The organism is Segatella copri, assembly GCF_949820605.1.
Taxonomy (GTDB): Bacteria; Bacteroidota; Bacteroidia; order Bacteroidales; family Bacteroidaceae; genus Prevotella.
This window is the reverse complement of record NZ_CATKVU010000006.1, coordinates 1,843,233-1,867,196: the sequence shown is the minus strand read 5'-3', so window position 1 is coordinate 1,867,196 and position 23,964 is coordinate 1,843,233. Positions and strand designations below refer to the sequence as shown.

The following is a 23,964-nucleotide window of genomic DNA, read 5'->3' as shown; positions in this document are numbered from 1 at the left end:
CATTTTTTTCTATAGCGACGATGAAACAGGAAATCCCTTATTCATCTGCGCAGCTCTTGTATTATGCCTGGCAGTTGTCACGCAATAGGGGCGGTGCGGATGATGATAAATTGACGGGTGTCTTGTCGGAGGCACGTGTCGATCTGAACCCCCATCAGGTGATGGCGGCTCTTTTTGCATTCCAATCTCCTTTCTCCAAAGGTGTTATCCTTGCCGATGAGGTGGGATTGGGAAAAACAATAGAGGCTGGTATTGTTATCAGCCAGTTTTGGGCTGAACGTAAGCGTCGTATCCTCATCGTTGCTCCAGCTACCCTTCGCCGACAGTGGAGCATGGAGCTGGAGGAAAAGTTCTTTCTGGATTCTTTTATTCTCGAAAAGAAAAAAGGGATTTCTTTAGACCATCTTTCCGATGGCAAGCAAATCTATATCTGCTCTTATCAGTTTGCTTCCAGACAAGCCGAAATCTTGTCGCGCACTCATTGGGACCTGGTGGTTTATGATGAGGCTCATAAACTGCGCAATGTTTATAAGTCAACCCCTTCGATGGCTTCCCGTCTGAAATCAGCTTTTTCTGATAGTCATAAACTCCTCCTTACCGCCACTCCGCTTCAGAATAACATTGAGGAATTATATGGTCTGGTAAGTATCATCGATGACCATTACTTTGGTGACTTGAAGAGTTTCAAGGCTCAGTATTGCTATAGTAACAAAAACGATGATATTGCTTTTGGTGATCTTCGCAGGCGTCTTCGCCCCATCGTGCATCGCACGCTTCGCAAACAGGTTACGGAGTATGTGAAATATACTTCCCGTATCCCGATGGCGCAGGAATATTATCCTGCCGTTGAAGAGCAGAAACTCTATAATCAAATCAGCGAGTATCTTCGCCGGGATGATACTTACGGATTACCAACCAGTCAACGTCAGTTGATTACACTGATATTCCGCAAACTCATGTCTTCCTCAACCTTTGCCATCGGCTATACGCTCAAAACGCTTATTGATCGTTTGCAGACCAAGATAGCTCCTTATTCAGCCGATAAACAGCAAGGCTGGTATGGAGAAGATGAAAAAATAGCTATGGTTGCCGAAGATATGTTGGGCGATGATTGGGATGAATGGAATGAGCAGGATGAGAACGAACAGGAAGGAGAAATCCTTACTTCCGATGAGATAGAAGGTATCAAGGATGAAATCAAGGAACTCCAACGTCTATATGATCTAGCCAATAGTATCAGTAGCAATAAAAAAGGTGATTGCCTCTTGTCGGCACTCCATACCGGCTTTCAGAAGATGGAAGAGTTGGGAGCCAACCGCAAAGCATTGATATTCACGGAAAGTACCCGTACCCAGCTCTATCTGAAACAGCTTTTAGAAGAGAATGGTTATATGGGCAAGATAGTCCTCTTCAATGGTTCCAACAATGATGAAACTTCCCGGAAGATATATAAGGCATGGAAAGAGCGGAATATAGGCACATCAGCCTTTACCCCTTCTTTGTCGGCAAACAAGCGCCAGGCTATTGTAGATTATTTCAGAGACGAAGCCGAAATCATGATTGCTACCGAGGCGGCATCAGAAGGTATCAACCTTCAGTTTTGTTCACTTATCGTAAATTACGATTTGCCGTGGAATCCTCAAAGGGTGGAACAGCGCATAGGTAGATGCCATCGTTATGGACAGAAGAATGATGTTGTGGTTTTCAACTTCATCAACAAGGCAAATGCAGCTGATGTGCGTGTGTTCCAACTGCTTTCTGAGAAATTCCATCTCTTTGATGGTGTCTTCGGTTCCAGTGATGAGGTGCTGGGCAGCATCGAGTCGGGTGTTGACTTTGAGAAGCGGATGCTCAACATCTATCAGCAGTGCCGTACTCCTGAAGAAATCAATGCTGCTTTCGACCAGATTCAGCAAGAGATGGATGCAAGTATCAAGGCAACGATGCAAGATACCCGCAAGCAACTGCTTGAAAACTTTGATGAGGATGTGGTGGGACTGCTGAAGATTCGCCAAGGCAAGGATATGGGAAATCTGAATAAGTTCCATCGCTGGCTTTGGACGATAACCATTGCTACGCTTGGTAAGGAGAATGTAGAAGTGGTAGATGAAACCAATCTCGTCTTTCGCTTGAAGCACAATCCTTATCCTGATGTGGCAGCAGAATGCGGCATGTATCAGATAACTACGCTGCAATCGCAATACATCAATTATCGTTTGTCGCATCCTTTGGCTCAAAAGGTCATTGCTTTGTGTAAGCAGAATATACAAAGCCAGCAGAATCTCCTCTTCGATTATAGCCTATATCGTTATAAGGTGGCAGATATAGAACAATGTGCTTATGAAAGTGGATGGCTTCAGGCTCATCTTGTTTCTTTTATATCCGAAGGGCAACAGGAACAGCACATTGTGCTGACGGCACTTGCGGAAGATGGAACGGCTTTGGGGCAGGAGTTTGCTGAAAAACTATTGAATGTTCCAACGATAAGTACCGGAAATGTTCGTGTGCAGGAGGAAGCAAGCCAGAAGTTGGCTTCCCAGTATGATAACCGGCGAGCAGCCTTGACCGTTCAGATAGAAGAACGAAACAAGGCTTTGCTTGATGCTGAAATCCAGCATATCGAGAAGTGGGCAGAAGATCAGCAGCTCACTTTGGAGAATGAACTGAAAGACATCAAGGCTAAAATCAAGGAGAAGAAAAGACTTTTGAGTCGTTCGGAGAATGCACAGCAAACATTGACCCTGGAAAAGGAATTGAATACCCTTACTCGTCAGCAGAAGCGTAAGCGAGCCGAAATCTTTAATCTGGAAGATGAGATAGAGGAGAAGCGAGACGGAATGATTGATAAAGTGAAGGCATTTATCCAGCAGCATATTACAGAAGAAGAACTCTTCTGCGTGCATTGGGCATTAAAGAAATGAATCGGAATCAAAGCAAAAATAATATAACTAAGGAATAAACAATGACACTATACGAACAGAAATTTAGAGATATACTTGCAGAAATACTGCAACTCGACCAAGCCGAACTCGACTTTGGTATATATCGCATTATGAATCAGAAGCGTAAGGATATCGAGGCGTTCTTGAACAATCGCCTTGTTCCTGAAGTTACAAAGATTTTGAAGGCTCAAACTGCGGCAGGAACTGATATTTCTGCCATGGAGAATGAGGTGTTTTCTCATTTGGCTAAATTCTTTAGTCGTTATTATGAGGGTGGCGATTTTATCTCTAAACGTCGCTATAAGGACGATGCCTATGCCATTCCTTATAGCGGAGAGGAAGTGAAGTTGTATTGGGCAAATGCCGACCAGTATTACATCAAGACTTCTGAGTATTTCAAGAATTACTCGTTCGTGTTGCCGACCAGCCGTCGTAAGGTACACTTTGTTCTTCGTGATGCGGATACAGAGCAGAACAACAAGGCTGCCAACAATATGGAGCGCCGTTTCCAACTTTGTGAAGAGGACTGTATCGCAGAGGAAGATGGTGAGCTAAACATCTTCTTTACTTATGAGCTGATGCCGAAGACCACCAAGCAGGATGCACTTATCAAGGATGCTGAGGCTAAGATTATTTCTTCGTTTGTAGAAGGAAAATATGCCGACTTTGCTGAGTTGGTTAACGAAAAGGTGCCAACAGAAAAGAATAAGGAACGCACTTTGCTGATGAAGCATCTGCAAGACTATACGGCAAAGAACAATTTTGATTATTTCATCCACAAAGACTTGGGTGGTTTCCTTCGTAGAGAACTTGATTTCTATATCAAAAACGAGGTGATGTTTTTGGATGATTTGGATGCCACTCATATCATGGAGCATTTGGCACAAGTGAAAGCCATCAAGTTGGTAGGAGAGAAGATTATCACCTTCCTTGCCCAGCTCGAAGACTTCCAAAAGAGGTTGTGGCTCAAGAAAAAGTTTGTAGTCGGTTGTGATTATTGTATAACACTCGACCGAATTCCTCGTACCCTTTACCCAGAGATTATTGCTAATGATGAGCAGCGTAAAGAATGGGTTCGCCTCTTTGCCATTGATGAAATCAAAGGGGATATGATGACCGAGGGCTATAGTGAGCCATTAACAGAAAAGTTCCTGGAAGACAATCCTTTCCTTGTGCTTGACACTAAGTTCTTTAGTGCCGAGTTCAAGCATAAACTCGTGGGGAGCATGGAGAATGTGGATGAGGAGTGTAACGGATTGCTGATTAATAGTGAGAACTTCCAGGCTTTGGAGCTGTTGCTGGAGAAGTATAGAGAGGCTGTTAAGTGCGTTTATATAGATCCGCCGTATAATACAGGGAAGGGAGATTTCTATTATAAAGATAATTTTCAAGATTCAAGTTGGTTGACAATGATGAATGAGAGATTAACCTTGGCAAAGTCTTATCTTTCCAGTAAATCTGTCCTACTGATGAATATGGATGAGCATGAAATCTCCAATTCTGAAATATTGGCTTCGAATGTCTTGGAAAAGAATAATGATTTAGGTACAATCGTATGGGATAAACGTAATCCAAAAGGAGATTCAAAAGGAATTGCTTACCAACATGAGTACATATTAACCTATGCTAAGGATGCGGCAGCATTGGCTGAGACTTGTAAGGTTCAACGACCAAAGCGTAATGCAGAATTGATTCTTTCAAAGGCAAAGCAATTATTTTCTAAAAAGTCTGAAACTTATACATTAGATGATATAAACAAGGATTTTATTAAATGGATAAATTCGCAAGTTGGCTTTAGTGGAGGCGAAAGGGCGTATAATTCAATAGATGAGAATGGAGATGTCTATCGTGCGGTATCTATGGCATGGCCAAATAAGAAACAAGCTCCAAAAGAATATTTCATTCCTTTAATTCATCCAAAGACGAATAAACCGTGTCCTGTTCCTGCAAGAGGATGGCGCAATCCACCACAGACAATGAGAGAATTAATGGATAAAGGTCAAATTCTTTTTGGAATAAATGAGACAACTCAACCAACGAGGAAATACTTACTTCGTGAGAACATGTATGAGAATATACCGTCTTTGGTTTATTATGGAGGTTCAGATACTGATATGCTTCATAATATGGCTATTCCTTTCGATACACCAAAAGTAACAGACTTAGGTAAAGAGCATATTGCTTCTTTTACTGATAAAGATTCTCTCGTTTTTGATTTCTTTGCAGGGTCTGGAACATATGGGCATTCTGTCATAAAACTAAATAAAGAAGATGGTGGGCATCGTAAATTTATTCTTTGTGATATGGCCGATTATTTTAAAAACGTACTAAAGCCTCGCATCGAAAAAGTAATCTATTCCGAGGATTGGAAGGATGGCAAGCCTGTTTCCCGTAAAGGCATTTCTCAATGCTTCAAGTACATCCGTCTGGAGCAATATGAGGATACCCTAAATAATTTGCAGCCAAAGAACCAGCGACTCGACTTCGATAACGAGAATGGCAAGGGCGATTTCGAGGAAACCTATTTCCTTCGTTATATGCTCGATACAGAAACCAAGGGAGATCTCTTCAACCTGGAATGGTTTAAGAATCCGTTTGCCATGTCTATCAAGACAACCAAGGATAATGAGTTGGTAGATACCCATGTTGATATGGTGGAAACCTTCAACTACCTTATCGGTCTGAATGTAGAGACGCTCCGTTATCCTAAGGATGGCTACTGTGTGGTGGAAGGAACTACCCATATCGGCAATGAGCGAACTCTCGTGATTTGGAGAAACTGCAACAAGGTGAGCAACGAAGACTTGAATGAATTCTTCCGTAAGCAAGCCTACTGTACCACAGACTCAGAGTTCGATAAGATTTATGTAAATGGTGATACTACATTACCGAATATCAAGACGGATGAGGAGCATTGGAAAGTAGTACTCATTGAGGAAGAATTTAAGAAGAGAATGTTTGAATAGGTCTTATTATGGCTAAGAAAATACAGAAGAAAGGAAAACTGCAGCAGGCACTGGTCCTGTTTCATTATATCTTGCAGCTGTTTGGCTGTAAGGACTTGGAGGCTTTGTCTCGTGACCTCAAGGATCCAGCATACGAAGGATTGAATGATGACCACGAGTCAAAACTCTATCATGAGCTTTGTCATAAGCTCTATGCTACAGGTCCTTTGTCCATAGAACAGTTGTACTTTTACGACCAGCATATCGTGAAGTTTACTGATGAGATTAACGAGAAGCGAAGTGAACCAATCAAGTGGAAGTACTTCCAGTATCTATCCCTCTTGTTCACGGAAATCTATCTCGACCAGTATTTCAGTAATCCGCAGGCACTTTGCGACAACCTGAATCGTTTTCTGCATGATGACTTCAATCATCGTGCAGAAACCTGGCACGAGTTGCCCGACTTTACGGTTGATGACTTAAATAAGTTGGCTTATTGGAATGCAACAGGTTCGGGTAAGACTTTGCTGATGCATGTCAATATCAAGCAATATCAGGAGTATGCCAGGATTCATCATGCCAAGAAACTCAACCGCATCATCGTATTGACTCCGAATGAAGGATTGAGTCGTCAGCATTATGAAGAGTTGAAGGCTTCTAATATGGATGTTGCTATGTTCAGTAAGCAAGGTGTTGGTGGTTTGTTTCAAGGCAAGGCTGTAGAAATCATCGACATCAATAAATTGGCAGATAAGGATGGAGATAAAACGGTAGCAGTAGAGGCTTTCGAGGGCAACAACCTGGTATTGGTAGATGAAGGTCACAAAGGTTCCAGTGGTGATGTCTGGATGGGGTATCGCCAAAAGTTGACCGAGGAAGGCTTCTCTTTTGAGTATTCCGCTACCTTTGGTCAAGCCATTTCTGCAAAGAGTAATGCCAAAGACCGGAAGGCGATGTTCGACCAATATGGTAAGGCAACACTTTTTGATTATTCCTATCGTTATTTCTATGCCGATGGATATGGCAAGGATTATCGTATCATGAATATGAACGACTGGAATGATGATGATCTGCTCAATATGTATCTCACGGCATATTTGCTATGTCTTTATGAACAGACAAAAATCTATCAGAGTGATGTGCGGATTCATAACAGGTTTCTGGTGGAGAAGCCATTGGGAATATTTGTGGGAAGTAGCGTGAAGGCTGTGAGTAAGGAAAATAAGAATCAGGTATCGGATGTAACTCAGATACTCTTGTTCTTGCAGGATTTTATCCGGAATCGTACCGAATTTTCTGGTTATATCCGTCGCTTGCTCAGTTCGGAAGATGGATTGAAAACAAAGAATGGTTATTCTGTATTTGGCAACTCTTTCCTGGCGCTTAAAGGTGGTTATCTCGTAGAAGATGACAAACTGAAGTTTGCCGAGAACATCTACGATGCTATCCTGCGGGATCTTTTCCACTCCAATATCCATGGTGCCCAACTTCATATTGATCTTCAAAAAGGAGGTTTTGAGGAGATTGGATTGAGAGTAGGAAGTACTAAGGATTATTTCGGAGTCATCAATGTGGGAGATGGTAAGGAATTGCTGAAACTCTTGCAGGATAAAGGATTCCTTTGCGAAACGAAAGCATTCGTAACTTCCAGCCTCTTCAATAATATCAATTCTCAAGATTCAACCGTCAACATCCTGATTGGTTCCAAGAAGTTTACTGAAGGATGGAGTAGTTGGCGAGTTTCCGTGATGGGGCTGATGAATGTGGGACGCAGCGAAGGTTCTGAGATTATTCAGCTTTTTGGTCGTGGTGTTCGTCTGAAGGGATACAGATATTCCCTGAAGCGAAGCAAGATGCTGGATGCCTGCTATCAGGACGAGATGATTCCAAAGAATTTGTCAACCATAGAGACTCTGAATATCTTTGGCGTGCGGGCTGATTATATGGAAGCCCTCAAGGCATATTTGGAGGATGAAGGTTTGCCAACCAATGAGATAGACTATGAGAAGATTGTCATTAAAACCATTAAGTCTGTTGATTTAGATGCGCTTCATCTCTCATTGCCGAAAGTCGTGGATGGCTATAACTTCAAGAAGTCTGCCGTGGTGGAACCTGCCGATGAAAGCCTGATGAAAAAGGTGAATGTAAAACTGGACAAATATCCAAAGGTGGATTTGCTGAGAAGCAAGAATGTTCAAACTGCTAATGCTGCAAGTCGCTATATAGGTGTTTTGGGACAGGAGCATCTGAATTGGATAGACTGGACGGAAGTGTTCTTTGCCTTGCAGGGTATGAAGGCAGAGCGAGGTTGGTATAATCTGGAATTGCGATTGGAAGACTTGAAGTATCTGATGGCAAATCCTTCCTGGTACGAATTGTCAATTCCGGAAGACCGTTTGAACTTTCATGATTTCGGAAAGAATGTGGAGTTGTGGCAGGATGTTACAATCAGTCTGCTCCGTGGCTATATGGATATGGCTTACAAGAAGGCCAAGTCGAAGGAAGAGCAAAAGCATCTGAAGGAGACACGCGTTACCTATTATAATATAGGTATGCCTGACGAATATGAAATAGAGATTCGTAACGACCTGCTTAATGTGGTGGATCATTTGAAAACATTGCAGACGCAGGTGGAGGCCAATGAATTTGGTAAAGACTTGGTTCTTGATGCTCCTTATTTCAAGGCATTGAATGTGGAGGAACATCTGTATAAGCCTTTGGTCTTCCTTGCAGAGAAAAATACCAATGGTAATCGTCCTTATGTGGATGTTGTAACTGGTGAGCCAAAGTTGAAGGTGTCTCCTGTGGCATTAAACTTGGGAGAACAGAACTTTGTTACTTCTTTCCGTGAATATTGTAAGGTTCATCAAGACGATGTGCTGGCTGGTAAGCAGGTTTATCTGCTTCGCAATGAGAGTAAGAGGGGGTTGGGTTTCTTTGAAGCAAACAACTTCTATCCTGATTTTATCTTATGGATATTGGATGGAGAGAAGCAATATATCACCTTCATCGACCCGAAAGGTATTCGCAATCTTAAAGGATTGGAGGATGATAAGATTCAACTCTTCAAGTATTTACAGACAGAAGTGGCTTCTCAGTTGGGCAACGCTCATCTGATGTTGAACAGTTTCATTATCAGCAATACGCCAATGGAGCAGGTTGAGTTTTGGTTGAAGAATCCATTTGAAAAAGGTGAATTCCAAAAGAATCATGTGCTGTTTAAGGATGATAAAGGCTATCTGGAAACGATGGTTGATATGATTTTACAGTATATGTAGGAAAAAGTTTTTCTATTTTATTGCCATATCTGCCACGCAGATTGTAAGTAATTGATACACAGGAAGAAATGGGTGACAATAAGATGTATTCTTATTGTCACCTATTGCCACCTATTGCCACGGATTTCTAGAAGACGCAAGGCAATGCAGATAGCTGCTGCATGATGGTCTTAGCCATGCGAGAGTGACCGGCATCGTTTGGATGAAGACGGTCGGTATCCGGTTTGTTAAACATCTGCGCACCAGCATCGTAAAGAGGGAAGAGACCCGAAAGGGAGTTGAGGTCGATGACCGGAACCGCCCAGACATTGCCTGTTTCCTTAATAGCTTTCACGTATTCATCGAAGAAGATGCCACGCGCATTCTCGTACATCTCATCTGGCTGGATGTTCTTGTCACCACTGGCAAAGAGAGCACGATGCACAGGAGTCATCACCACGATTTGCTTGGTAGGATACATCTGCTTCAGCTTCGACATGGCGATGTTGATGCGGCCTTTCAATGTATTCTTGTCCATACAGAAGTGGCGGTGGCGGCGCTGTACCATTTCGCTTGGCTTGTGGCGGGCTACTCTCACGCTGTCGAAAGTCTCCGTGTACCATTCTCCTACAGGCACACCGTTGTTGTAATCGTTGGTACCCATAAAGATGAGGATGGCATCAAAATCATCACCATGTTCCTTCTGCAGTTGGTCTGCCTGACGGGGAATATCGTTCCACTGTCTGCCGCTCACACCATAAACGTAAGGGGTGATGCCGAGCCAATCCTGCAGGAATCCCCAGTATTTTACTTTTGATGCCTTGATGTTAGGGTCTGTGATGGAGTCGCCGAAGTAAGCCACTTTCTTTCCCTTCCAGGGATGCTGAAGGTTCTTGAATGTCTTCTCTTTTTCGGCAATTTCTTTCTTGCTCATCGCCTTCTGGGCGAAGGCGGGTAGGGTTGGCATCGCCAGAGTGAGGGCGAGTGCCAGGGTAATCATTGTTTGTTTCTTCATTGCTAGTTTGTTTTTAATTCTTTTTCTGAGTGCAAAGGTACGGCAAAAATCTCAAACGGCGCAACATTTATTGTTCAAATATCAGTCTTTTTCTGTTTTTTTTTTGTAATTTTGCAGCCGCTAATAGAAATGAGTATTTATAATAGGTATATTATTAAGGATGACAGTCAGTTTGAGTAATTTGAGTAATTTAAGTGATTTGGCGCGCAAGCGAGTGGCGGTTGCGGCTTATTATTTTGTTCCGGGAGTAGTGTTTGCCAGTTGGGCAAGCCGTATTCCGGATGTAAAACAGATGTTGCATCTGAGCAACGGTCAGTTGGGAACGGTGCTTTTCGCCATTCCTATCGGCCAACTTCTGATGATGGCTTTCTCGGGTATCCTGGTGAGTAGATTTGGCAGCAAGAAGATGCTGGTTCTCTCTGAGTTGCTCTATGTTCTGGTTCTTTTCTGCATCGGTAGCAGTACTACGGTTTTTCATCTGATTTTGAGTCTTATTGCTTTCGGAATGATGGCGAATCTGATGAACATTGCCACCAATACGCAGGCATGTCTGGTAGAGAAGATGTATGGGCGCAACATCATGTCATCGTTTCATGGTCTGTGGAGTCTGGGTGGATTCTCCGGTGGTATCATCGGTGCCATCTTTGCCAACACTTTGCTCCCGATAGATGTCCACTTTGGAACTATCCTGGCTCTGAGTATTCTCATCGTTGCTGTCGGTTTCCGCTTTCTGATTAATGATGCCATGGCGAAAGCAGAAGAGGAGGATGTTCCGAAGTTTTCTTTCAAGACCATCGACCCGATTCTGTTCCTTTTGGGACTGATGGGATTTGCAGGCATGTTCTGTGAAGGTACCGTTTACGATTGGAGTAGCGTATATTTTTCATCAGTAGTAAAAACCGATGAGGCTTTTATCCGTGCGGGCTATGTGGCTGGTATGGGAGCGATGACTTTGGGTAGATTCATGGCTGATGGGTTTGTTACGAAATACGGCCCAGCTAGGGTTTTGAAGGTTTGTGGTGGTTTGATATTGGGCGGTTTGTGGCTGGCTGCTGCCTTGCCTTATCTCATTCCTGCCACCTTGGGTTTCCTGCTGGTAGGTTTCGGCATCTCTTCGTCGGTTCCTATCTGTTACAGTATCGCAGGAAAACTGGGAACCATCAAGGCGAGCATCGCCATTACCATCGTTTCGAGCATCAGTTTCTTCGGTTTCCTGATAGGACCTCCGGTTATCGGATGGCTTGCTGAGGCTACCGGTCTCCGCATTGCCATCAGTATTGCCGCCTGTCTGGGTCTTATGATAGCGTTTGTTTCCGCAAAGGTAGGAAAGAGATTATCCTGAATAAGGAAACGGTTGATGTCTTCTAATGATATGATTGATGTCGTTCAGGTATATGACTGATAACGTTCCAGTATATGACTAAAGTCTTCCGAACAGTTACTTGAAGTCTTTCAGATATATAGAATAAGTCTTCTGGATATATTATATAGTAAGCCGCACAACAGCTGATGTGCGCTTGCACAACAGGTGTTGTGCGAGCGTCGCTCAGCTGTTGTGCGGCTGTCGTTCAAGTGTTGTGCGCTCTCTTTACATACTATTCCTCGTTTGTAGAATTTATACTTCTTCGCAAACCACCATTTCTGTGCCTTTATACACCACGATGATCTTATGCAGCTGCGTGGTCTTGATGGCAGAAGTTACCACTTCGCTTTCTGCATATCTATTCACCTGGCTGATGGCTTCCTGCCTGAGTTGCTCCACATGCGCATCGGTATCTTTCGACTTGGCATATTTGAGTTCTACAATGTAGGAATGTAGCATATCGCTGAAATTATCAACCAATGGACAGAGGAAGATGTCAGCATATCCTTCCTGGGTATCCTTTTCGGATATCGGGCGATAGAACTTATTGTCGCAGGTCATGGCAAGCGTGAATCCATGCACGAAATATTCTCCCTTCTGATGGTCTCTTTGGGATGAATATTTATGCAGGCTGTCTGCGATATATTCAAAATATGGTTTCCATTCTCCACAATATGCCAAGGCACTTTCCAGGTTTCCCTTTTCGTATGAGTCGTATTTCAGGTCGTTCTCCTTGTAAGTGTCAAGAAGGTATCTGAACAACTGCTCTCGCACTACCTCGTTTGGTATCACGAACTTGGTCTTTCCCTGATGAGTTCCAGCGATGGTAACCATGCCGAAGTAGTAAAGCAGACTCACGAAATTATCTGGGTCGCCTATCTGCTCGGCAGGGAAGCCAGTCTTGAGTTCACCAGCCACAAAGCCGTTTTCTACCAGTTGCTGGATGATAGAGGCATCGTGGGCAAACTCCTTATCCTTACGGATGAGCATGCGGAGCTTGTTGTAATCCAATCGGATATTTTCCTCTATCATATTCCTTGGCAGTTTTCCTCTATTTCTGATATAATTATCAATGAAATAGAGCACCATGTTGGAGTTGTACATGGTGGTTTCTCCGTAAGAAGCCTCTGCAAAGCAATAGTTATCGTACCATGGCTTCATCAGTTCTATCAATTCATTCACTGTGTAGTTGTGGAGATTGAGGGTGTCGGTATAGTAAGTGAGCATTTCGCGTACTTCTTCCTCCGTGAAGCCCGTCATCTCGTTAAACTCGTATGATAGGGAATAGTTGGTGCCGATATTGAAACCGCTGGTCAGGTCATCCATGGTAACAGGACTTACACCCGTTACGAAGACTCGCTCCAGGGTAGAATCTGTAGCCGATTTGATGGTGTCGAAGAACTTGCGGAGATACCCCGTGCCATGGGTTTCTGCCTGATAGCTGTTGAGGCAATCCGGTTCAGCCAGGATGGTATTGGTGAAATGGTCGTACTCATCAATGAAGAGATACACCTTCTGTCCGGTTTTCTTGCATTCCTTGCAGAGATAGTCCAACTGCTCTGCTGCACCATCCTTCTTGTTCATCTCTTCTTTCAAATTGGCTGGCAGATATTGTGCATACACATCGCAGAAGTAGTTAAACTCGGTGTTGCAATGCGCATCAAGTCCCTTCTTGTAATTCTCAAGATTGGCATCTACCACGGCAAAGTTGAGCGAGATAATCAGATAGGTATTATGCTCAGGTGTCGGATTCTCGCCGATATACAGTCCTCCAAACAGTTCCTCAAACCTGTCAGCCATATTGATATCGTAATACTGTTTGAGCATGGAGAGGGTAAGGCTCTTGCCGAAACGGCGAGGGCGGATATAGAAGAAAAACTTGTTAGATCTTTCTATATCTTCTATATATGGGGTCTTGTCAACATAATAGCAGTCATCTCTTCTCACGCTAACGAAGTTCATCATTCCGTAAGGGATGCGCTTGCGATAAATGTATTCGCGTTTGGCAAATTTCTTCTTTGTGATATTACTATCCATGAGCGATTCTCCTTATAATTTATATTTATGTGGCAAAGTTAGCATAAATATTTGAAATAAGCAAGGAATATTGCTGTTTTTGTTTGTTATTTGACTTGGAAACAAGAAAGCCCCTAGACTTCGATGAAAAAGTCTAGGGGCTTTTGCGGCATCGCGACGTAATTCTGCTTGCGTCGGGAACTATATGTATTATATAAACAAATTTCCTATTTGGAAGGCCAGGGCTGATACTACCCATGCCAATAGCGTGGTGTAGCCGGCGGCGAAGCCTGCCCATTTCCAACTGCCCGTCTCGCCCTTGATGGCTGCTATCGTGGCAATGCAAGGGAAGTAGAGCAATACGAAGAGGAGGAAACAGTAGGCGGTGAGCGTTGCCTTGGATGCTGCCTCGGCATCGCTGTAACCGTAGGTCTTCTTTAAATCAGACGTCATCTGCTTCTTCAAAACCTCGTATTTTCCGTCTTCATCGTTGTAGCCCTGATCGTCAGAGAAACTGTCGTTGTTGCTGTAGAGCACGCCCATTGTTGAGGCTACAATCTCCTTGGCACCCACACCGGAAACCAAGCCCACATCCAGTTTCCAGTCGAAACCCTGTGGGGTAAAGATAGGCTCGATGGTCTTACCTATTCTGCCGATATAGCTTTGCTCCTGTTGTGCCTGGTTGTCAAGTTCCTCATTGTGAGGGAAGTAGCCCAAAGCCCAGACGATGATACTTGCTACGAGGATGATGCCACCCATCTTCTTCAGATACTGCTTACCCTTTTCCCAGGTATGGCGGCCTATCGCCTTCCAGGTAGGGAAGCGGTAAGGAGGCAGCTCCATTACGAACGGGGTATCTTCGCCCTTCACAACGAAACTGGCAAAGATGCGGCTCAGAATCACGGCTAGGAAGATGCCGATGAGATAGAGCGATACCATGATGAGCGAACGGTATTGGATGGCAAAGAATGTTCCGATGACCATGATGTAGATTGGCAGACGAGCAGAACAGCTCATCAATGGCAGAATCAGCATCGTAATCAGACGCGAACGGTGACTCTCGATGGTTCTTGTTGCCATCACGGCAGGTACGTTACATCCGAATCCCATAATCAGCGGGATGAATGATTTGCCATGCAAACCCATCTTGTGCATCAGCTTATCCATGATGAAGGCGGCACGAGCCATATATCCCGAATCCTCCATATAAGAGATGAAGAAATACAGAATCAGAATCTGTGGCAGGAAGACAATCACAGCACCTACACCACCAATCACACCATCTACCAGCATATCCTTCACTGGTCCAGCCGGCATCGTATTGCTGATGAACTCGCCCAGCCATGCTACGCCGTCCTCAATCCATCCCTTAGGAATCTCGCCCAGTACGAAGGTGGCTGAGAACATGATAAACAGCAGGAGGATGAAGATAGGGAAGCCTACATATTTATTGGTCAGGATGCTGTCGATAAGATGGGTTACCTGATAGGTATCCTTTGCCTTGCCCGGTTCATAGCCTGCTTCCTGCAATGCACCATGAATGAAACCGTATTTGGCATCCATGATGGCGGTTTCGCTATCCTCCTGGGTCTCTTCCTTCACACGCTTGGCTGCCTCGTCACGGGCTGCGAAAATTTCCTTGGCCGATTTCAGATGACTTACGTATTCCTCGGCGTGCTTATCATTCTCCAACAACTTGATAGAAAGATATCGGGTAGAGTAGCGCTGGCGGATGGAATCATCTGCCTTCAGATATTTCTGGATATGCTCAATACCATGTTCTATTTCATGTCCATGGTTGATGTGGATATGGCGATAGTGAGTGCTGGAATCTTCCTTACCTTCGTAGAGTTCGATGATGGTCTCGAAGAGCTTGTCCACGCCTCGGCCATTGGTGAAGACGGTAGGAATCATCGAGATACCGAAGAGTTCGCCCAGTTTGTCGTAGTCGATGTTATCGCCACGCTTCTCGGTTTCATCAAACATATTGAGGGCGCAGACCATGCGGATGTGCATATCTATCAATTGTGTGGTGAGATAGAGATTGCGCTCCAGGTTGCTGGTGTCGATGACGTTGATGACGATATCCGGCGTATGCTCGATGAGCTGCTTGCGCACATAGAGTTCTTCTGGCGAATAAGCCGAGAGGGAATATGTACCCGGCAAATCTACCAGATTGAAGTGGTAGCCGTTGAAATCGGCTTCACCTACTTTCGCATCCACGGTTACACCGCTATAGTTGCCTACGCGTTCGTGAGCACCCGAAGCAAAGTTGAAGAGGGAAGTCTTACCGCAGTTTGGATTTCCCACCAGTGCCACGTTGATGACGCGGTGGAGTCTTTCTGCTTCCTGTTCAGCCAGGGCTTCGTTGCTGGCATTGTCTTTTCTTTCAGCCACGAGCATCTTGTCGCCGAGCGCCTGCTCGTCGCTATCGTTGGAATCTATTACTTTTGAGTCAATTACCTGCTGGCGGTCTTCTTCTTCCGCCTTGCTGAGCTTTGCATCGTTCTTGGCTTCATCAATGGAAACCACCTCGATATGGTCTGCTTCGCTGTGGCGGAGTGACACCTCGTAACCCATAATCTTGTATTTCACTGGGTCTTGGAGTGGGGCGTTAAGGAGCACATCAACCTTCTTGCCCTTGATGAATCCCATCTCGATGACTCTCTTTCTGAAGCCACCGTGTCCTGATACCTTGACGATGACTCCACTTTCACCTGTTTTAAGTTCTGATAATTTCATATATCTTTCCTTGTTTTAATCTTGTTCTTTTCTTTGGGGCATAACCTCATGGTCAGCTCTTTTTTCTTTTCGACTGCAAAAATACTAATAATTCTTTGCAACTTGGTAGCAATGATGTAGTTTTATAACAAAAATACCTAGAAATGATGGGAGTTTCATCAAGTCTAGGTATTCTTATCATTATTTCTGATGATGGATGTTCTTATACTTATTATATATTAAGAGCATCATCATTTCCTGTGATTACAGGTTTCTGCCGTGGCAGTTCTTAAACTTCTTGCCGCTTCCGCATGGACATGGGTCGTTAGGACGTGGCATGCGCTCGGCACGGTAAGGAGTGCGGTTTACCTGTGCGCCCTCTCGGGTATCCTGGTTAGCAGCTGCCTCCTGGGCCTCACGCTCTGCATCCAAATCAACCTTACTCTCTACATAGTTCTGCTGAGTGTGCTGCTCAGGAGCTGCCTCCTGAACTGGCTGCTCTTGCTCCATTACTGGAATCTGACCTCGCATCAGGATACTTGCAATACGGTCGTACATGTCATTGATCATGGCATCCCAAACCTTGGCACTCTCCAACTTGAAGATGAGGAGAGGATCCTTCTGCTCGTAGCTTGCATTCTGTACAGAGTGCTTCAGTTCGTCGAGCTTGCGGAGGTTCTCCTTCCAGTCATCATCGATAATCTGGAGAACAACGCTCTTCTCAAACTCCTTCACTACGGTCTTAGCCTCGCTCTCGTATGCCTCCTTGAGGTTGCAAGGAATATTGTACATGCGCTTGCCGTCTGTGATAGGCACCATGATGCGCTCGTACATAGCACCCTGGTTTTCGTATACCTGCTTGATGATAGGCATAGCTGTAGCCTGGATGCGGTCTGTCTTACGCTTGAATGTAGCCATAGCCTCCTGGAAAGCACGCTCTGCCAAATCCTCACGTCTGCCGTTCTCATACTCATCTTCGTTGAATGGAATCTCCATAGCGAGAACTTTCAGGAATTCTTCCTTGGCACCGAAGAAGTCGTTGTTGTTAACGATGTTCAATACGCGGTCCCAGATGATGTTGGCAATATCCATACCGATACGCTCACCCATGAGGGCGTGGCGACGCTTCTCGTAGATAACGGTACGCTGACGGTTCATCACGTCATCATACTCCAAGAGGTGTTTACGGATACCGAAGTTGTTTTCCTCAACCTTGCGCTGAGCACGCTCGATACTCTTGCTGATCATTGGGCTCTCGATACGCTCGCCATCCTCGAAACCGAGACGGTCCATTACCTTGGCGATGCGCTCAGAAGCGAAGAGACGCATCAGCTTATCCTCCAATGATACATAGAATACAGAAGAACCTGGGTCACCCTGACGACCAGCACGACCACGGAGCTGACGGTCTACACGGCGGCTCTCATGACGTTCTGTACCGATGATGGCAAGACCACCTGCAGCCTTTACCTCTGGAGTCAGCTTGATATCGGTACCACGACCTGCCATGTTGGTAGCGATGGTTACGGCACCCTTACCGTTTACTGAGCGACCTGCCTCGGCTACAATCTGGGCCTCCTGCTGGTGCAACTTAGCGTTCAATACATTATGAGGAATGTTGCGCATCTTCAACATCTTGCTCAACAACTCAGAAATCTCTACAGATGTTGTACCTACCAAGACTGGGCGACCAGCATTACGTGTTTCCTCGATTTCGTCGATAACTGCACGATATTTCTCGCGGGCAGTCTTGTATACACGGTCATCCAAGTCCTTACGCTGGATAGGGCGATTGGTTGGAATCTCAACAACATCGAGTTTGTAGATATCCCAGAACTCGCCTGACTCTGTACTTGCAGTACCGGTCATACCGGCGAGCTTGTGGTACATACGGAAGTAGTTCTGAAGTGTGATGGTAGCGAAGGTCTGTGTAGCAGCCTCTACCTTTACATGCTCCTTAGCCTCAATAGCCTGGTGCAAACCATCGCTCCAGCGACGGCCTTCCATGATACGTCCTGTCTGCTCATCCACAATCTTCACCTGTCCGTCCATTACGACATACTCGTCGTTGTTATTAAACATGGTGTATGCTTTCAAGAGCTGCTGCAAGGTGTGTACTCGCTCGCTCTGTACACCATAGTGAGCCAACATCTCGTCTTTCTTGTCAAGACGCTCCTGGTCTGAAAGGTCTGTACGAGCCTCGAGTTCGCTCATCTCAGTTGTGATATCAGGCAATACGAAGAGTTCCTTGTCGTTTACCTGCTTAGCCAACCAGTCGGTTCCCTTATCCGTAAGGTCGGCAGAATTCATTTTCTCGTCTACTACGAAGTACAATGGCTCAGTAGCCTTAGGCATCTCACGGTTGTTGTTTGCCATGTAGTATTCCTCGGTCTTCAGCAGACCAGCCTTGATACCTTCCTCAGAAAGATACTTGATTAATGGCTTGTTCTTAGGCAATGCCTTGTAAGAACGGAAGAGTGCGAGGAAACCTTCGTCAAGGAGTTCCTGATTCTTAGCCTTTGTACCTTCGTTAATCTTCTGCTTAGCCTCGGCGAGCAATTCTGTAGCCTGCTTGCGTTGTACCTCATAAAGTTTCTCAACCAATGGCTGATACTGCTCAAACATCTGGTCGTCGCCCTTTGGAATAGGACCAGAGATGATCAATGGGGTACGGGCATCATCAATCAACACTGAGTCGACCTCATCGACGATGGCGTAGTTGTGCTGGCGCTGTACCAGATCGGCTGGGTTGGTAGCCATGTTATCACGAAGATAATCGAAACCGAACTCGTTGTTGGTACCGAAGGTGATATCTGCCAGGTATGCCTTGCGACGCTCGTCGGAATTAGGACGGTGCTTGTCGATACAATCTACAGAGAGACCGTGGAACATATAGAGAGGTCCCATCCACTCAGAGTCACGCTTAGCCAAATAGTCGTTCACGGTAACGACGTGAACACCATTACCAGTCAAGGCATTCAGGAAGATAGGTGTTGTACCTACAAGGGTCTTACCCTCACCGGTAGCCATCTCGGCAATCTTACCCTGATGGAGAACAACACCACCGAAGAGCTGTACATCGTAGTGAATCATTTCCCACTTCATATCATTACCGCCGGCTGTCCAGTGGTTGTGATAGATAGCCTTGTCGCCATCGATGGTAACGAAGTCGTTAGCTGGATTAGAAGCCAACTCGCGGTCGAAGTCGGTAGCAGTAACTATTGTTTCCTCGTTCTCAGCGAAACGGCGAGCAGTATCCTTAACGATAGCGAAAACCTGAGGCAAAACCTCGTTGAGGGCTTCCTCATACTTGTCGAGTGCTTCCTGCTCTAACTTGTCGATCTGATTGAAGATACCTTCACGCTCATCGATAGGAGTGTCTTCAATTTTAGCCTTGAGTTCAGCAATCTTAGCCTTCTCTTCCTTGGCGTACTCCTGTACGTACTTCTGAAGTTCTTTTGTTTTTGCACGAAGTTCGTCATTGCTTAAGGCCTGCATCTTAGGATACTCTGCCTTGATCTTTTCTACGATTGGCTGGATCAACTTCATATCGCGAGTTGACTTGTTGCCAAACAATGACTGGAGAATTTTGTTAAAGTTCATTGTATATTTATTTTTTATTATTATTCGAAATATAGGAGTTAAAGAAGTTAAGGAGTTAAGACAAATGCTGCTCTGTCAGTCCTTTTTTCCTCTTCTGCTTTTTCCTGTTGTTTATTACTAGTTTGCAAATTTACTAAAAATATCTGTAAATCTGCAAGGAATTGCCAATTATTACCTGTTTTATTGGCAAATCTTCTGAGTTTTGCTTACAGAAAGCATAAAATCAGCAGTCTGGACCTCGAATAACAATACTCCCATACGGAACTCTGTATCTATGCTCCGTAGGGGAATCATAATAAATATGTGAATGAATGTCTGTCAGAATGTCAGAAGAATTGGCGGCAAGTGTTGCCGACAGGATAGGATGATGCGTTGCGATGCTCTCATCTTCTGATGCCGCTTTGATGGCTTTGAGCACGCAGAGAATGTCCTCCTCCAATGCCTTCGCCTCCGGTTGCTGGATGAATTCATCGTAGGATATATCCGTAAGCGCAAACTTCAGCGCCTGCTGATAAGTCTGCGCCTCCATGCCGGTTGCCGCCAGGACAACCAAAAGGGCTGTGATATATCTGTTTACCATCATTGTTGTTTATCTTCTTCTGTTCGGAAACGATGTTGTGCCAATCGTTTCCTTACGTATATTTTAATGTCTATTTATTCTTTCTGAATTTCTTTACGATATGCTTCTGCAAACCATAATTGTTTGGACTTAAATCCATCATGGTCGACTTGACGCAGTATCTCGCTAGCAAAGAAAGTGCCAAAATACTCATACCCTCAGCATAGTTCTGCCATATCTGCATGAACAGAGCTATGAGCAGAAGCCATCCCAGGAGTTCGAAATACCAATACTGACGACCTGCTTTCATCCTCTTGACAGTCTTCCAGGCAAAGATGAGGTTGAGCGGATTCAGTATCAGAATCTGGAAATTTATCTGGACGGTAGGATGCTGCGAGAAGATCATGGCAAAGAGAATCAGTCCCGGTAATCCTGTCAGAACAAGCAGAATGGCATCAAACCACCAGTAGTTTTTCTTTTTTACACATTCTCTTACCGTTGTTCCTATGATGATGATTGCCAGGGCTATGGCTATCATTCGTGGTGTAACAGGAGCATCGTCTGTTATTTGTGCCTGGGCTGGGATAATATCGGATGTTTCATCTACCAGGGTGATATAGCCGCTGGCACTTGTTGTATTGGTTTTGCCGTCTGCAGTCTGAGATGCATCAATAAAGTCGGTTCTTCCTTCTGTGGCAAAGTCTTTGCTCAGATTGTCTGGCAAGAATTCCCATTCTCTTTGTGTGATAGGGCGGTCTGCCTGACAACCCAAAAGAAGGTCATTGCCGAATCTTGCCCAGCGGTGCTGTGCGTTGAGTTTGTGAATCTCTTCCCTGTAGGTAGAAGTGGTAGGGATATCTTTAAAGTTGGTACTCTGGTTCCCAATGTTGGAGAGAATCATCTCGCGTGCCCGGGTCGTACAGTTGTCATAGAAGAAATTGTAGCGGTATACGCGGTTCTCCGGCTGTGCATTCTTGTCGATGCTTCTCAGAATTTCCAGTTTCTCTGTACGGGAGAGGCGGAGGCGTTGCTGTCTTACCCATCTGCCTTCACGTGCATATTCGGCAATGAAGTCGCTCATAGGGTAGATGCCGATCTGGTAATCGGTGAGTCCGAAAACAAAACGGAGTATGAAGCAACTTTGGTTAAAACTAAACATACCCCAGTTGACGGCAACATCAGTTCCCATAGCTTTGTTCTGGATGCGTAGAGCGGTATGTCCATAATACGACCACACCTCCTGACCTGGTCCGCAAGTCAGGAGAGAAATGTCAACAGAATCGAGCCACGCAGTAGCTTCTTCATTGACACGACTGTTCTGCACAGAAATATCAGAGTCTTTGTCTCTTGAAAAATCCTGTGCAGCCACTTCAGTAGTTAAATTGATTAAAATTACTGCTAAAATGGCACTAAAAATATGCTTAAAACGTTTCACGATGCAAAAATACCTTATTATTTTCAATTATCCTTCTTTTTTCTAGATTTTTTTTAATACTTTTGCACTCTGAATATAATTTTGAATGATTATTAAAGAATGAGAAAGCTTTTTTTAGCAACCCTATTGTTGGGGTCAGCCCTTATGGTTAATGCCCAAAGTGGTACTAATTCGCCATACAGCCAGTATGGTCTTGGCATCTTGTCGGACCAGACTTCTGGTTTTAATCGCGGTATGAATGGAGTCGGTCTTGGCTTTCATGAGCATAATCAGGTAAACTATCTCAACCCTGCATCTTATGCTTCAATTGATTCGATGACTTTCATCCTTGATGCCGGTATCTCTGGTCAGGTGACAAATTTTGAAGAGAATGGTGTGAAGAAGAATGCCAACAACTCAAATTTTGAGTATGTTGTTGCAGGTTTCCGCTTGCTGCCACATGTAGGTATGAGCTTCGGTATCATTCCTTTTACCAATGTTGGCTATAATTATTCTGCATCAGACTGGGTGAATGCTGACAAGGAAGCTTACTATACTAATACTTATTCCGGCGATGGTGGTTTGCATCAGGCATACATCGGTGCGGGTTGGGAACCGGTCAAGGGCTTGTCCGTAGGTGCCAACTTCTCATATCTCTGGGGTAGTATAGACAGAAGTGTATCAAACAGCTACAGCAATTCTTATTACAAGACCCTCACCCGCTACTATTCTATGCAGGTGAACAGCTATAAGGTTGATTTCGGTGTACAGTATACCCATCAGTTCTCAAAGAAAGATTGGGCTACCGTGGGTGTCACCTTCTCACCAGGACATGGTTTGGGCGCTTCTGCTGATATGAAAATCATTTCTAATGATACCCAGAACGGTGTTACCGATACCACCGCTTACTCTATCGGCAAGGCTTACAAGTTGCCTACCATGATTGGTGCGGGTGTGATGTGGAATCATAACAACCAGTGGAAGGTTGGCTTTGATTACAGTCTGCAGAAGTGGGGTAGCTTGGGTTATCCTAGTTTTGATGGTACCAATTACACTTTGCAGGGTGGCATCTACAAAGATAGAAGCAAGTTTAATCTCGGTGCCCAGTATTGCTATGGAGAGCGTAGCCGTGCTTTCTTCAAGCGTGTTCAGTATCGTGTAGGTGCCAGCTATGCCACACCTTATTATAAGATGAATGGTGTTGATGGTCCGAAGGAAATCTCTGTAAGTGCCGGTTTCGGTATTCCTATCATGAACTCTTACAACAACCGCTCCATGCTGAATATCAGCGGTCAGTGGGTGAAGAGTTCGGCTAAGGATCTGATTAAGGAAAATTCTTTCCGTATCAATATCGGATTCACATTCAACGAGGATTGGTTTAAGAAGTGGAAGATGGATTAATCTTCCGCTTATATATAATAATGTATAGAATCTATATATAATAATGTATAGAATAAAAGGCTCTTATGTTGTCGGTATCCTGATGTTCCTGATTTTGGCTGGTTGCCAGAACCAGGTAGAACATACTGCGCCCGCCATCCGTCCGCAAGACTCGGTGGCGATGATGACGTCGTATGGTGTAAATACATTGGTAAGCGACTCGGGAGTTATGAAATATCGCATCGTAACAGAACGGTGGGAGGTGAATACCAGTAAGAATCCATCTTTGTGGATCTTTGATAAGGGACTTTTGCTGGAACAGTTTGATGAGAAATTCCATATTAATAGTTATATCCAGTGTGATACAGCTTATTATTATGATCAGCAGAAGATATGGAAACTTTATGGTAGGGTGAGCATCCTGACCAAAGATGGTTTGCGCTTCAATAGTGAGCAACTTACCTGGGACCAGAATAAGCACGAATTGTCAAGTAACGTATTCAGTAAACTTGTTACTCCTGAAAGAACGCTACAGGGTTCTCATTTCTGGAGTGATGAAAAGATGACGCGCTATTATGTGAGCAATTCGAAGGGTAGCTTTGAAAAGGGAGACCTGACAGGAGGTGGTGGTGCTGCCGATACTTTGAGCAGCCAGCCTGATTCTGTCAAGAATAACTTCCGTCAGCCGGCTACACCAGTCAGAGCTACTACGATTCCTATCATGCACTAATTAAAAAGAAAAAGATATA

12 protein-coding genes are annotated in these 23,964 nt (G+C 44.5%); 6 read left to right on the top strand and 6 right to left on the bottom strand.

Translation table 11 applies throughout. From position 1 onward, the window contains the following. Window positions 1-20: 20 nt before the first annotated feature. The 3 genes from RCO84_RS08990 to RCO84_RS08980 are packed head-to-tail and all read left to right on the top strand — an operon-like array spanning window position 21 to window position 9,165. Entirely contained in the window at window positions 21-2,921 is a 2,901-nt protein-coding gene (locus RCO84_RS08990; RefSeq protein WP_317584798.1) for an SNF2-related protein, read from the top strand. 41 nt (window positions 2,922-2,962) lie between these two features. Next, window positions 2,963-5,908, top strand: a complete 2,946-nt coding sequence (locus tag RCO84_RS08985; protein ID WP_317584796.1) for a site-specific DNA-methyltransferase — start codon at window positions 2,963-2,965, stop codon at window positions 5,906-5,908. An 8-nt stretch (window positions 5,909-5,916) separates the two neighbouring features. Next, window positions 5,917-9,165, top strand: a complete 3,249-nt coding sequence (locus RCO84_RS08980; RefSeq protein ID WP_317584795.1) for a DEAD/DEAH box helicase family protein — start codon at window positions 5,917-5,919, stop codon at window positions 9,163-9,165. Window positions 9,166-9,292: 127 nt separating this feature from the next. Here the strand turns inward: RCO84_RS08980 and RCO84_RS08975 are convergent, their stop codons facing one another. Further along, window positions 9,293-10,159, bottom strand: a complete 867-nt coding sequence (locus RCO84_RS08975; protein ID WP_287797954.1) for an SGNH/GDSL hydrolase family protein — start codon at window positions 10,157-10,159, stop codon at window positions 9,293-9,295. A 181-nt stretch (window positions 10,160-10,340) separates the two neighbouring features. On the opposite strand from RCO84_RS08975, the gene RCO84_RS08970 reads away from it, so the two are divergent. Further along, complete coding sequence (locus RCO84_RS08970; protein ID WP_317584794.1) at window positions 10,341-11,501, top strand: MFS transporter; 1,161 nt, start codon at window positions 10,341-10,343, stop codon at window positions 11,499-11,501. A 273-nt stretch (window positions 11,502-11,774) separates the two neighbouring features. On the opposite strand, the gene RCO84_RS08965 is transcribed toward RCO84_RS08970, so the two are convergent. From RCO84_RS08965 to RCO84_RS08945, 5 genes are all read right to left on the bottom strand, one after another. Then, the gene (locus RCO84_RS08965; RefSeq protein WP_317584792.1) at window positions 11,775-13,559 is read right to left on the bottom strand and encodes an ATP-binding protein; all 1,785 of its coding nucleotides are present in this window, start codon (window positions 13,557-13,559) and stop codon (window positions 11,775-11,777) included. A 189-nt stretch (window positions 13,560-13,748) separates the two neighbouring features. Beyond that, the gene (gene feoB / locus RCO84_RS08960; RefSeq protein ID WP_317584790.1) at window positions 13,749-16,280 is read right to left on the bottom strand and encodes a ferrous iron transport protein B; all 2,532 of its coding nucleotides are present in this window, start codon (window positions 16,278-16,280) and stop codon (window positions 13,749-13,751) included. 243 nt (window positions 16,281-16,523) lie between these two features. Further along, complete coding sequence (secA, locus tag RCO84_RS08955) at window positions 16,524-19,862, bottom strand: preprotein translocase subunit SecA (protein ID WP_287797951.1); 3,339 nt, start codon at window positions 19,860-19,862, stop codon at window positions 16,524-16,526. Window positions 19,863-20,085: 223 nt separating this feature from the next. After that, window positions 20,086-20,445, bottom strand: coding sequence for a hypothetical protein (locus RCO84_RS08950; RefSeq protein WP_264898951.1), 360 nt, complete (start codon window positions 20,443-20,445; stop codon window positions 20,086-20,088). 67 nt (window positions 20,446-20,512) lie between these two features. Further along, window positions 20,513-21,745 carry an Lnb N-terminal periplasmic domain-containing protein gene (locus RCO84_RS08945; RefSeq protein WP_287587493.1) on the bottom strand — a complete coding sequence of 411 codons (1,233 nt, stop codon included), beginning with the start codon at window positions 21,743-21,745 and terminating at the stop codon, window positions 20,513-20,515. Window positions 21,746-21,955: 210 nt separating this feature from the next. Here RCO84_RS08945 and RCO84_RS08940 point away from each other — a divergent pair, with 210 nt between their 5' ends. Next, window positions 21,956-23,236 carry a hypothetical protein gene (locus tag RCO84_RS08940; protein ID WP_317584787.1) on the top strand — a complete coding sequence of 427 codons (1,281 nt, stop codon included), beginning with the start codon at window positions 21,956-21,958 and terminating at the stop codon, window positions 23,234-23,236. Window positions 23,237-23,279: 43 nt separating this feature from the next. Beyond that, complete coding sequence (lptC, locus tag RCO84_RS08935; RefSeq protein WP_022120994.1) at window positions 23,280-23,945, top strand: LPS export ABC transporter periplasmic protein LptC; 666 nt, start codon at window positions 23,280-23,282, stop codon at window positions 23,943-23,945. The last annotated feature ends 19 nt before the right edge of the window (window positions 23,946-23,964 follow it).

Coding starts and splice junctions, on each gene's coding strand:
- RCO84_RS08940 (WP_317584787.1), top strand. CDS start 21,956: ATGAGAAAGCTTTTTTTAGCAACCCTATTGTTGGGGTCAGCCCTTATG.
- secA (WP_287797951.1), bottom strand. CDS start 19,862: ATGAACTTTAACAAAATTCTCCAGTCATTGTTTGGCAACAAGTCAACT.
- lptC (WP_022120994.1), top strand. CDS start 23,280: ATGTATAGAATAAAAGGCTCTTATGTTGTCGGTATCCTGATGTTCCTG.
- RCO84_RS08950 (WP_264898951.1), bottom strand. CDS start 20,445: ATGATGGTAAACAGATATATCACAGCCCTTTTGGTTGTCCTGGCGGCA.
- RCO84_RS08990 (WP_317584798.1), top strand. CDS start 21: ATGAAACAGGAAATCCCTTATTCATCTGCGCAGCTCTTGTATTATGCC.
- RCO84_RS08980 (WP_317584795.1), top strand. CDS start 5,917: ATGGCTAAGAAAATACAGAAGAAAGGAAAACTGCAGCAGGCACTGGTC.
- RCO84_RS08985 (WP_317584796.1), top strand. CDS start 2,963: ATGACACTATACGAACAGAAATTTAGAGATATACTTGCAGAAATACTG.
- feoB (WP_317584790.1), bottom strand. CDS start 16,280: ATGAAATTATCAGAACTTAAAACAGGTGAAAGTGGAGTCATCGTCAAG.
- RCO84_RS08975 (WP_287797954.1), bottom strand. CDS start 10,159: ATGAAGAAACAAACAATGATTACCCTGGCACTCGCCCTCACTCTGGCG.
- RCO84_RS08965 (WP_317584792.1), bottom strand. CDS start 13,559: ATGGATAGTAATATCACAAAGAAGAAATTTGCCAAACGCGAATACATT.